The 13,138-nt window shown below is 40.6% G+C and carries 6 protein-coding genes; 5 read left to right on the top strand and 1 reads right to left on the bottom strand.

Translation table 11 applies throughout. The annotated features are described in order from the left end of the window. Positions 1 to 321 precede the first annotated feature (321 nt). From AC1WHX_RS05900 to AC1WHX_RS05880, 5 genes are all read left to right on the top strand, one after another. Positions 322 to 2,232, top strand: a complete 1,911-nt coding sequence (locus AC1WHX_RS05900) for a T9SS type A sorting domain-containing protein (RefSeq protein WP_302544908.1) — start codon at positions 322 to 324, stop codon at positions 2,230 to 2,232. A 109-nt stretch (positions 2,233 to 2,341) separates the two neighbouring features. Continuing rightward, positions 2,342 to 5,665 carry a SusC/RagA family TonB-linked outer membrane protein gene (locus AC1WHX_RS05895; RefSeq protein WP_302544907.1) on the top strand — a complete coding sequence of 1,108 codons (3,324 nt, stop codon included), beginning with the start codon at positions 2,342 to 2,344 and terminating at the stop codon, positions 5,663 to 5,665. A gap of 14 nt (positions 5,666 to 5,679) precedes the next feature. Next, on the top strand, positions 5,680 to 7,707 hold the full coding sequence (locus AC1WHX_RS05890) for a SusD/RagB family nutrient-binding outer membrane lipoprotein (protein WP_122337518.1): 2,028 nt from the start codon (positions 5,680 to 5,682) through the stop codon (positions 7,705 to 7,707). 30 nt (positions 7,708 to 7,737) lie between these two features. After that, entirely contained in the window at positions 7,738 to 9,072 is a 1,335-nt protein-coding gene (locus AC1WHX_RS05885) for a glycoside hydrolase family 99-like domain-containing protein (protein ID WP_122337519.1), read from the top strand. A 139-nt stretch (positions 9,073 to 9,211) separates the two neighbouring features. Beyond that, the gene (locus tag AC1WHX_RS05880; RefSeq protein ID WP_122337520.1) at positions 9,212 to 12,082 is read left to right on the top strand and encodes a DUF5010 domain-containing protein; all 2,871 of its coding nucleotides are present in this window, start codon (positions 9,212 to 9,214) and stop codon (positions 12,080 to 12,082) included. A gap of 358 nt (positions 12,083 to 12,440) precedes the next feature. On the opposite strand, the gene AC1WHX_RS05875 is transcribed toward AC1WHX_RS05880, so the two are convergent. Beyond that, entirely contained in the window at positions 12,441 to 12,641 is a 201-nt protein-coding gene (locus AC1WHX_RS05875; RefSeq protein WP_122337521.1) for a DUF6132 family protein, read from the bottom strand. Positions 12,642 to 13,138: the final 497 nt, after the last annotated feature.

Raw genomic sequence — 13,138 nt, 5'->3', positions numbered from 1 at the left:
TAATATATCTTTTTATTACTGGAATCAATAATCGTTCCCCAACATAGGTCTCTTTTTATAATAATATTGTTTATCACTAATTCACAGGTATTTACATTATTAACATAGTAGTCCTGAAATTATAATTCTCATATCAGGAATATTAAAATCAATTTAATAAGAATTTAATACAGTTTGTAACAATGTAGTTGAGCATTTTTAATATCACCAAATTTCTTTTGTAACAAGTTTTAAGAAGAGCCTGATCTAAATTACCGAAAAACTTAGCTTCTTCTTGAAAATACAGAATTCACAATATTCATTAACTCTAAATTTTTACTTATGAGAACTTCTACAAAATTGTGGGCAACAGCCTTACTTTTTTCGTTTTCAGCTTTTTCTTTGAGTGCAAAAGACCTTTATGTTGCGTCTGCTGAGAATGGCGGAGCTGCCGAGAATGATGGTTTAACTCCTGAAACTCCGGTAGCTTATTTAAGCCAATTGAATAGCGTAATTGAAGCAGGAGATGTAATTCATGTAAATGGGATGATCATGATGTCTCAAGACCCTAATCAAAAACCCGATAGAACAAGTGGCTATGTACATCAACAAGCCGGAGCAAAAGGACACCAAGGATTTGTAATTATGGGTGGCGCATGGAAAGATCTCACATTCATTGGAGAAGGTGTCAACTCCGGATTTGACTCTGAACACAAGGGACGTGTATTCCGCCTGCACGGTGGTTCGAATATTACTTTTCAAAACCTGACTTTTAAAAACGGTCGGGATTTGGTTAATGACGGTGGTAATGGTTTCTGGATAGGAGCCAGTGTAAATGCTCGATTTATTGATTGTACTTTCAGTGGTCACACTCCCGACCATGCCGATCCCGATTCTCCGACCGATTACAAAGGATCGAACGGTCGTGGTGGAGCCATCCACAAAACAGAAATGGGAAACTTATACCTATATAATTGTACTTTCATGGCCAATGAGAACCGTCAAGGTAATGCAATAAACCTTGGTGGAGGTACATTTGTTGCTTCGGGCTGTAGATTTATGGCAAATACATCTAAAATCAACGGAGAAGGAGGTGCGATATTCTTCTGGACCATGGTTAATGATAAGCCGATCAACGCGACTATCGAACATTGTCTGTTTATGGGAAATGCAACTGCCGGATCTGGAGGCGCAATTGCCTTTCGTGAAACAGCAGGCAGAGAGAATGCTGGTCATACTGTCACCATCAAAGATTGTACATTCTACGGCAACTCTGCAAACATGGGTGGAGCTTTCATAATTGATAATATAGTAAAGAACCCAAGTAAGATAAAAGTTTTGAATTCCACTTTTATTTCCAATGTTGCTAATCTCGATGGGGGAACTATTTCAATGAGAGCCGCTTCACCGGGCAGCGAATTTACGATGGTAAACTGTACTGTAACAGAAAATATTACCAAAGGTAACGGCGGACATGGTGCAGCTCTGTTAATTACTAATCAAGAAACCAATCCGAAAACAAACTGTGTGAAACGTATTTACAATTGTATTTTCCAAAGAAACTATGCTGTTGACAATGCTAAAAATACGACTTCTGACTTGACCTTAAGAGATCCTCTGGAAACTGGAGAGTTTGAAGCGTACAATACTTATTTCGGCAGACTGACCAACAATCCTATCCCCGATGGTGCAGCCATAAATTGTGAGACGAATTATATGCCGGGAAGTATAAATGATATAAATGAAGAAAATTTTGCTCAATATAATCTCTCTGGCTTGTCGGACGATATTGCCAAAGTATACGGTCCAAGAAAATATATAGCTCCTTTTATAGATACAAATGCTCCCGGACTTACTTTCGGTAACGCTGAATACCTAACACAATTCGGTCTTGACAAGGACCAAATAGGTAATGTCCGGAAAGTTTCCGGTAATTCTTGTGCCGTAGGATCTATCGAAATGGATGAAGCCGGAATAGATGGCCTCGGGGATAAATGGACATGGAATCCTATTCTTACGGGTATCGAAAACACGACCGAAGACAAAGATCAAATCGAAATCTATGTCCGTAATGGAGAGATCATTGTCGGAACAGGAAATAACGATGCAAACATTCAGTTATATAATATGAACGGAAGTTTGTTGAAAGCAACAACCGGAAGCATGGAAATCAACGGTATCAACAACGGATTCTATATCGTAAAAGCGGTTTTGGACAACCAAATTTCGGTAAAGAAAATCTGGATAAAATAGATACAATAATGATAAGATATAAAGTCGTTAGAATGGTCTAACGACTTTATATCTCTATGAACCTCGATTATACAATATCACACACTAATCAAATTCTAAATTTTTATTTATGGAAATACCTAAAAAAACTACATGGAGAAATACGTTAATGTATTTCTTGCAACGGACATCTTGTTTCCGTTTTGCTTGGGTAGTAGTAGGACTGTTTCTCTGCACACAGCTACTTTCCGCCCAAAATTCAGAAATAAAGATTACCGGATCTGTTTTCGATGCCTCCGGAGAACCTGTTACGGGGGCAAACGTATCGGTTGTCGGATCATCTAAAGGAACGATAACCGATTACAAAGGGAACTTTACTCTAAGTGTTCCACCCAAATCGACCTTACGGGTAAGTTTTATAGGCTTCGAGCCTCAAACAATCAGAATCGGTGATAAAACCGATTTCCGGATTACGTTAAAAGAGAACTCTAAAGCATTGAACGAAGTCGTTGTTACGGCTCTCGGTATTACCCGCGATGCAAAATCTTTGTCGTATGCCCGACAAACGGTAAATACGGAATCGATGAGCGATGTACGTGCTTCGAACATGTTGGACATGCTCTCCGGTAAGGTTGCCGGTCTTCAGGTAATCGGTAACGGAGGTCCGTTGGCATCTACACGTGTGGTTATTCGCGGTAACGGTTCTCTGTCCGGAAACAACCAACCGTTATACGTTATCGACGGTGTACCCATTATGAACGATATGGGTGAAAGCGGTGACCTCGATTACGGTAACCCGGCAAATAATATCAGTCCGGATGAAATCGAAAGCATCGAAGTGCTGAAAGGTGCGAATGCTTCGGCGCTGTACGGATCGGACGGTGCGAACGGGGTTATTTTGATTACGACTAAGAAAGCGACCCGCAAAACCGGATTAGGAGTCAGCTATAACTTCAATATGATGTTCAGTACCCTGATGCAATATCCTACCTATCAGAACATTTACGGATCGGGACAAAACATGGGTTTCGAAAGAGGCTTTAACTATTATACGGCATCGGGAAACGGCTATAAATATGATCCGAATCTACCTTATGGTATTTTCAATCCCAATATGGCCGGGCAAGACCAACGTTGTTGGGGACTCCCGATGTTGGGATTCGATGTGGTGGGACGTAACGGACAAATCAAACAATACTCTCCTGCCAAAGAAACGATCGAGAATATGTACCAAGTAGGTAAAGCCATTACCAACAGTGTCTCTTTCGATAAAGTAATGGATAACGGAAGTTTCCGTTTCTCTTATACCAATATCCATGCCGACGATATCTTGAAAAATTTCAACAATTTAGATCGTCACAACTTCAACTTGAACTCTACTGCTAAATTCACGAATTTCTTAAGTATGGATTTAGGTGCTCGTTACGTATATGAACATGCCGACAATCGTGGATTCCGAGGAAGTTCTAACCGTAATCCCCTCTGGGTGGTTGCCAACCTGTCGCGCGATGCGACGATGGAAGAATTGATTCCTTGGAAAAATCCGGATGGGACAGCAATAACACGTCGGGGATTCAATAATCCGTTCTGGTTATTAAACGAGCTTTCAAACGAAGACTACAAACACTGGTTTATGGGAAATGTTACATTGAATGTGACTTTCACCAACTATTTGAAATTAAGGTTGCGTGCTGCAACCGATATGCAAACAACTCGGGCATGGGCATTCACCAACTACAATTCCCCATGGGATACCGACGGAGAATATAATGTTCGTAACCGAATTGCAATGAACAATAATTATGAAGGAATATTAATGTACAACCAACGTTTCGGAGATATAAGTATCAATGCGAACATAGGTATATCTCATCAACAGATAAAATCGGAACAAACTGATTCTAAAGTCAATCAGTTACTGAAGCCGGATTTTCAAAGTCTTGCCAATAATGCAGGGAAACCGACTACTAGTGAGGGGGAAAGCAAAAAATGGAAACAAGCGATCTTCGGAATGCTTTCCGTAGGATATAAAGGCGTTTATTTAGACCTTACCGCCCGTAACGAATGGTCTTCTGCCCTGCCGATCGACAATTGCTCCTATTTCTACTATTCGGCCGGCGCAGGTCTTGTATTTACCGATATGATCGAAATCGACAAAAATATTCTTTCATTTGCCAAATTGCGTGGATCTTTCGCTCAAGTAGGTAACGATACCGGCTTCGATAACTTGTATAACGGATACAATTATGCCGGACTGTTTAGAGATATCTCCTACTATAACGGCGAATCGCTTCGTAAAAATCCGAATCTGAAACCCGAAAAAACATTGTCGGGAGAAATCGGTACAGATCTCCGGTTCTTGGATAGCCGTCTGTCGATAGACTACACTTATTATAACAAACGGACCACAGATCAGATTATTCGCGGAGATATCTCTCCGGTATCCGGTTATACGCAAATGATGTACAATGCCGGTGAAGTTAAAAACTGGGGACATGAGTTATCCGTTACCGGCGTACCGGTAAAAACCAAATTGGTAACTTGGACCACGACTTTCAACTGGGCGAAAAACAATTCCGAAATAGTCTCTCTTATCGATGGAATGGATCGTTATGAGTTAGGAAGCGGCGTAAATGGAGTTAAGCTATACGCCGTAGTAGGCGAACCCTACGGAACTTTGTACGGGAATGACTACAAACGGGACGAAAACGGTAAAATATGCGTACAACTTGATGGTCGTCCTAAATATGTATCGGACCAAGTATTGGCAAACGTCCAACCGGACTGGATCGGAGGATGGAGAAACTCGGTTCGGGTATGGGATTTCGATTTCAACTTGATGATCGATTTCAAAAAAGGAGGTAAATTCCTTTCTCGTACAGCTTACCAAGGAGGTATAGACGGACAAACCGTACAAACACTTGAAGGTCGTGACGAATTCTTAATGTCGAAACGTATTCTCGGAGAAACCAATAATGAAATGCAAGGGATTATGGATGTCGGAAATACCGTAATGCCGGGAGCCGATTTGAAAGACCATGCCGTAGTCTATCCTGATTGGGAGCGTCCCAAAGGTATCCACATGGATAATTCCGTATATGACGAATCGGAAGGTGTATGGGCAGGGAAACCGAATACGTCATGGGTTAGTCCGGTTACACATTGGTGTCATAATAATGCTTCAAGTATGAAACGTTATATCTATGATGCCAGCTATATCAAACTGAGAGAGATCAGCATCGGTTATACAGTTCCGAAAAAATGGTTGCAAAAAACTCCGTTGAAGAATGTCAGAGTATCGGCGGTTGGTCGTAACGTTGCCATTCTATTCCAGAATACGCCGAAAGGACTCGATCCGGAAGCTACCCGTACCACCGGAAACGCACAGGGATTTGAAGAAGGATACGCACAGCCTTCGGCAACTTATGGTTTCGATATTAAAGTGTCATTCTAATTATTTTACAGGATATGAAAAAGATAACATATATATGCCTTCTCGCTTTTATCGGAAGCCTGTTCGGATGTGTCGATAAATTTGAGGAAATTAATACGAACAACAATAAGATGTATACTGCGGAGTTGCCGAACATCTTTGCCGGTACCGTGTACCGGACAATGAATACGGTATCCGAATTTAATTTTATGAATGGGAACTTGTTTGCTCGCTACTTGGTTTTAGGTTTCAGAACGACTCCTTCTCAAGATGAAGGCAACGGATATTTTAAAAAATTTTATGTCGATATTCTACGCGATTTGAACGATTGCGAATTGGAATATGAAGGGAAAGCCGGTTTTGAAAACCGTTCAGCAATTGCCAAAACCTGGAAAGCATACATATACTACGTAATGGTTTCCATGTATGGAGGTGTTCCCATGAGCGATGCACTGTTAACGGGAAACAGTAACAAACGGGATTTCAAATACGATACGGAGCTTGAAGTCTATACGAATATCCTGAAATTGTTGGATGATGCCGTAAATCTGTATAATCCCGAAACTCCCTATACAGCAGATGTACTGATGCAGGATCCGGTATTCGGGGTAACGACAAATACTTCTGTCGCATTGGCAAATGTGGCTAAATGGAGAAAATTTGCCAATACACTGCGTTTGAATGTAGCTATGCAGTCACAAAATCTCAGCATGGATCTAGCAAGAGAAAATGCCGCTAAAGCCATGGAACATGAAGATTGGCTGATCGCATCGGTAGATGAAATCGTACAACCGCAATGGGGTACCGACCGTGCCGCCGACCGTTCATTTTATTGGGATCGTTTGTTAAGACCGTTGGAGACCGGTACACTGAGCGACTCTACATTTCCGGCATTGGCAGAATACTTAGCGATCTACCTGTTCACATTCAATGATCCCCGTATCGAGGCTTTTGTAGAAAAGTCAAATGCTCGCGGAACGTCTGCTGACAAACTGTTTCAGGTTCGGGATACGATTACCCGTCCTCATGTATGTGATATAACAAGTTGTGAGGATTGGATGGACCATCTCGTAGACGGAATGAACGATTTTCGTCGGGACTCGATCATTGTAGGTCATTCGGTACCTTATGTCCCGATGCGTGAGCAAGTCAGAATGCCTTCGGATTGGGAAGCTGCTTACAAACCGGGAAGTAATACCGAACGAACAACCGACCCGTTAAATACTCGAAGTGTGTACAATCCTTCTTATATTAAAGAAGAGTTTATCAAGATCGATGCAAAATTCCGTATTCTGAACTGGGCGGATGCCTGCTTCCTGAAAGCGGAAGCGAAAGTATTGTTCGGATTAGGCAGCAAGAGCGCTCAAGAATATTACGAAGAGGGTATTCGCGCTTCGTTTGCTCAATACGAAATATCTGGGGCTGATGAGTATATGGCACAAGACGGTGTTAAATGGGGTACGGATAAAATCGGATTCAAGGATAGCCGCGGATTATATCAAGCCCAAATTATCGGTTCTAACGGTCAGGAGGGACAATTGGAACAGATCTATAAACAACGCTATATTGCAGACTTCTTTAACGGCATCGAAGGATGGAATCTCGAACGTCGTACTCGTGCCATGAAATGGCCGCCGTTCATCTCGGGAGGTGCATCTACAAACGTAGAAGGAATACATACAGTTTATAATTTTTGGTCTGAACGGATGATATATCCAATATCCGAGACATACCAAAATAAGACCGAATATTACAAAGCGGTAGATAACCTGCAAAAAGCGAGCCCGTATGCTCGACCGGAAAGATGGGGAGACAATATCTGGACCAGTTTGGGATTTGCTAAAAAAGATCCGGCAATCGCTACTGCTGACGAGTTGTATTTGGGTAATAAAGTGATCTTCTTCCGTGCCGAATATTTCGAACATCTGTATGGAGAGACGTATGAGGAGATGGTTGAGTATGCCAAAAAGGTATCCGGAGAGACAAATGAAGATAAAGCACTGATCAAAGCGCTGGATTATGAAGTGTTGACAATACTCAAGAGTGGATATCTGATAGATTAATTTAGTATTTAAAGCAAAAAATAGAATTACATGAAAGTAAATAAATTTTTGATATACGGCTTAATATTGGCCGGTGTGACAATTACTTCCTGTAAAGATGACAATCCTTCGATAGATGATTACTGGTTGAATTATGAAATCGAGGAGGTAAAAGTAACGCAGGATATTCCGGTAGGGGTATATCTCTACAATCCTCAACAAGCATTGGAAAGTAATATAGATCAATGGACCCGTATCATTCAGGAACAGGATCTGGCAGCCGGTAAACTCGGTCCGAATACCAAACCTTGGCATAACATTCCGGAAGCAATAGAAGCAGGGAAATACCATCTGGCGGCAGATACGATCGGAGCCCGTGCCATGCAAAAAATCGTGGAATGGTGTCACTATGGACGAATCGATTTTATGGTTCTTCCCGGAGTCAATGAAAATGCCAATGATATTTATCCATTGAATATCGGACGGGATACCGCATTTATCGATATGGTACGCGGATTGAACGATACGCTGCCTAAAGTAGAGTTGAACGGACTGAAATTTGCCTTGATGGTCAATCTGAACAGTGTATGTTCCGATTTGAACAACAACAAATTGGTAGAAAATGTCGAACCTACGAAAAAAACTTATCCGATAACAAAAATAATAGATGATCCGGATAATCCCGGGATGGATAAAGTCGTAACCATACGTATCGACACATTGATTAAACGATCAGACCGTATTTGCAGTTACTTTAAACGTATTTCCGATTATTTTTCGGATCCGAATTATTACCATACAGGAGGTCGTCCGGTTGTCGTAATAGCAGATGCTAATAAATTGTACACTCAGGATTCTTATCGTATGTACACGGCCATTCGGGATACGGTGCGTAAACATACCGGAAAAGAGATGTATCTTATTGCCCAACAAGGAGCGTGGACTCCGCCTGAAAGGTTCCATTATTTCTATTTATCGGGAAAAGTCGATGCTGTCACCATGAAGAATATGTGTGCAGTCGGAGGTAATCAATATGAGCGGGTCATGATGTTCGATCAATTTACAAATGAAAACTACAAATATAACAGGGAAACATTTTTGTCGAGATACAATATAGATTTTGTCCCTTCGGCATCTCCCGGTTATTCACAATATGTAGCCAATGAACAGAACGGTAACTATCCGTGGATGCCTAAGACTCAGGAAAGATTTTGGTCGATGTGTAATATCGCCAAAATGAATCTCGGAAGGAACCCAATGGTTTTGATCGACTCATTCAATGACTGGACATTTGATTCCGGAATAGAACCGACCGATCCGTCGTACGGAAAAGGATACGGACTTCTCTATCTCGATATGGTAAAAGATCAATTTAAAGTAAAATAAACTACTTGAATAAAAAGAGGTGCTTTTATGTGCCTCTTTTTATTCCTTTTGTGAAGATTCTGCTTTTCGGACTGCACAAAATTTTACAAATAGTCTCGACATAGCAAAACTATACATAACACACATAAAAATATTATATATGAAACACATCTTACGACACATCTTTATTGCCTTGTTGGGGATGTATTCCTTAACGTCCTATGCTGAAATTAAGGAATCGACGAATAACTGGTATGTGGGCAATACACAGCCGGGAGATTGGATTCAATACAAAAAAGTATGGTTATCGGCAGGTCACTACCGTTTCACCGGCCGTATAGTGGGAAATGGCGAAGGTCAGACCGTACATTTGGAAATTAACGGAAGTACGTTGAAAAACGGAGTAGAAGCTCCGTATAACTATATCAACACATTTGATCTGGCACACTTAGGACATAAACAGTTGGAAGAGGGTTATTATGACCTGAAACTGGTATTCGAAACCGGAAATGTCAATTGTGACATGGTCTTTATTCGCAAAGATGACAATACTTCTGACAATGTTCTTGATACGGATATCGATTTTGAAAATAACTGGGACGACGGAATGCATACTTTTGCTATCGGAGGTCATGCAGGAACTACCCGAGAATTAGCGAAAGGCGGTGACAGCGGTGATGATGCGACATGGACTTCGGCAGCTCCGGAAAAGGCCCAATATAGCCGCAATCAGGTTATCTCATGGAACAAACAGTCGATCTATAATTTCAATTTAGGTTATACGCAAGAGGCTGCGGATATCTATATTTCGGAAATGCTCGAATCGAAAGTCGAAGTTATTTTCGCTCATGGACGAGGAGAACCCGATGGACAAACTTCGGAAGAATATGATATTGAAGACCGAGGATATGTAACCGGACCGGGTGGAATGCCTTGTGCAGGGTTAAAATATATGGTAGAAGCGATAAAAAGAAACCCGAATGCTCGGGACAATATCAAAATCGCTTACTTTGTGGACAATGCTCCTTTCCCATTGGCTGTAGAAAAATACTTAGGTGAAAATTTTGACGTTAAAAATCCGGAACATCAAAAATTCGTATATGAATATGCCATCAAAAAATGGTACGAAACCGTACCTCGGGAAATGCTGTTCTTTACCACTCCGGATGAACTCAGTGATGAAGATAGTTTCCAAGAAGGTAAAGATGTAAAATGCGTACCGATGCAATGGTGGAGTGCCGATGCCAATATGAAACAATACCAATATAGCAGCAAAGACTGGTCTGATTTCTTTTTGTATATCAAACAACGGATGAAAGAAGATTTTGATCTTGTGCCGGCGTTCATTCTTTCGAATACTTTCCTTAAAAAAGAAGGACCCAAAATGAAATACATAGCATGGGGACTACAAGGTTGGTTCGGATGGGCAGATATGGAAAGCCGTTGTGAAATCGTAACGCACCGAAACCAACGTAAATTCGCTTTTGCTTTCAATGGCGGTCGCCAACCGATGATGAACCTTGTGCATACCAATTGGAATCCGGAAACAAACGAAGGGACTTGGTACAAGAACGGAATGCTTTATGAGAGTTGGAAACCGGAATTCGATACTCATGTCAGTTCTCTTTTGGAAGATGGTGAAACTCCCCGTATTCGACATATTTTTGAAGAGGGTCATGAAGTAGGAGCAAAATGGATCGTATTGGAAGCGTGGAGCGACTGGCGGGAAGGTTCGGTTTGGCACAGAAGCGACCATCCGGAACACCGTTTCCCGAACCAATATATGAGCCTTGTTCGTGAATTTGCAGACCGGGAATCGAAATCTATCATACTGGAAGCTGAAGGATGCGATGAATACCACAGTGCTCAACCAGGAAATGCCGGAGGAAGTTACCGTCTTGCTTGGTATAAAGAATCGGAAAAAGATAAAGACTATCTGGATGCCAACTTAGAGGTAGATCTGAGTATATTCCGTCCGCTTCACCATTTATCGGAATTAAGCAAACAATATATAGAAGGCCTCGATAAACCGGCCAACAGTATTGCTGCCGGTCTGCGAGATGTATGGATGGTATGCGGAAGCGATGTTTATTGTAATGAAATAGACGGGCATCCGGTAAAAATGTGGAAACAAGCAAGACAATACATGGCGACCCAAAAAATATCTTTCGGAAGCAATACCGTTTGGGTGCTTTCCGCTTCAGGAAAACCTTATTGCGCAGCATTGCCGGGTAACCAACCTTGTGAAGTATCGAACGGATGGTCCGATAAATCTGATCCTAATATCAAAATTGTCGATATAGCAGCAACGATGTCTATGGTATGGGGTATAGATGACCAAAATAACGTATATTATCGCAACCATTCGGGAAGCAAACCTTGGACAAAAGTTCCGGGAGAACTCACCTCGATAACTGCCGATGTCAATTCGGTATGGGGTTTCAACCCGCAAGGAGAAATCGTTCGTATGTCTGCGCAACGCAAAAGCGGGTGGGAAGTCATCAAGAATCCATACAAAATCATCAAATTAAGCGCCGGAAATGAAGAAGTCTGGGGTATAACCGAAGATAACAAAGTTTATCGTATGAGTGATTCGGGATTCGGAGAATGGCAATATGTTAATGAAGGATTTAAAGATGTCAGTGTTGGTGTAGATTATGCTTGGTTATTAGACGTTGACGGATACCCATGGAAATACGAAATGAGCGGATTCCAAGACATTACAGCATTCCAGATAAATCCGATTTATACAAGCGTTACACCGGTAGAAGTAAAAGCATCTGTAAATGTAGCTCCGAATCCGTTTAAAGATCGCATCAAAGTAACAGTAAATGCTTACAATGAAGAAGATATTACACTTACTGTTCATGATTTGAACGGCAAAGTATTACTAACTAAAAAAGAAAGTGTTCATTCCGGTACAAACGAAATTACCATCGATGAAGCTTCACAATGGACACAAGGCGTATATATTCTTACCGTAGAATATTCCGCAGGTCCTGAGAAAATAAAAATAATAAAATCAAGATAATTATTTTCTCTCATGTTTTCCATGTATCTCCTTGTCTGGTGCAATATTCCGGACAGGGAGATTTTTTATGGGATGTAACAGACAGGATATGACATACTCTTTATGGCACACCCTTGCCTCTCTCCGGAGGGGGAATTTTTGTTGATGCTTCCAAAGATGCTATAGTCTGTAAATAAATATGTTATATCTCTCCCGGAAAAAGACTCAATTATCATATTCATAGGGATAGTCTCCCCTCTTAAGAAAGGATTAAGGGGCTATAAAAATACAAAGACAATTTTAAACAGATTACTAAAAAAGATGAAATAAAAATATGTATTTAAATCCGAAAAAGAATGCAAAAGAGAAAATTTACTCGCTATTTATCTTTCTTCTCTATTCTGAATATACTAAACAACAATCCTCCCAAAATTGCACCATACAATGTGCTGATATAGGGAGAAGAAGAGATAGGACATGAACCTGATTCACATCCGATAAATTTCCAATACAACAATCCGGCAACACTACCTATCAAAATACCGACAGTCAGCAGAACTACACGCATACTCAATTTCATTTCATTACTTTTTATAAATTAATAAAGATAGGAATATTTTACAGATAATCGACATAAAACAAATTCTAAAGGATAAGAGACAAAGATTATTCAAGTCACACAACTCAATACCTCCTTTCTAAAAGAAGTTTTATCTATTAAAAGATAAACTCTATTTCAAAAATAGAAATTCCCTTAAAACGAAGTAAAAAGAGTCAAAAAGGAAACAACATTAAACACTCCCAATATTAATATTGAAACTGGAACTTAAAACCGGAACTACACAGTACGAACTTTCTATAAAAAACAAAATTAACAAGCATATTGTTCATCAACATCAATGCTAAAAATAAAGAGTTTCCGTGCAAAGTTCAGAGGTGTAAAGGACAAGGATTTCTTTCTGTTCAGGCTAACTAAAATTTATGTTTAAATTACAAATCCCTCTGATTTTTGCGTTGACCCGAATCATCTTTTTCAAGAAGACAAGAATATCTACTCCTTGATCTCCGGGAGAGGAT

The organism is Coprobacter sp., assembly GCF_982436375.1.
Note: the sequence above shows the minus strand (reverse complement) of the source record. Positions and strands in the feature narration are given on the sequence as shown.

Bases quoted from the DNA above. Each gene is read 5' to 3' on its own strand.
- AC1WHX_RS05900 (WP_302544908.1), top strand. From the start codon at position 322: ATGAGAACTTCTACAAAATTGTGGGCAACAGCCTTACTTTTTTCGTTT.
- AC1WHX_RS05895 (WP_302544907.1), top strand. From the start codon at position 2,342: ATGGAAATACCTAAAAAAACTACATGGAGAAATACGTTAATGTATTTC.
- AC1WHX_RS05890 (WP_122337518.1), top strand. From the start codon at position 5,680: ATGAAAAAGATAACATATATATGCCTTCTCGCTTTTATCGGAAGCCTG.
- AC1WHX_RS05885 (WP_122337519.1), top strand. From the start codon at position 7,738: ATGAAAGTAAATAAATTTTTGATATACGGCTTAATATTGGCCGGTGTG.
- AC1WHX_RS05880 (WP_122337520.1), top strand. From the start codon at position 9,212: ATGAAACACATCTTACGACACATCTTTATTGCCTTGTTGGGGATGTAT.
- AC1WHX_RS05875 (WP_122337521.1), bottom strand. From the start codon at position 12,641: ATGAAATTGAGTATGCGTGTAGTTCTGCTGACTGTCGGTATTTTGATA.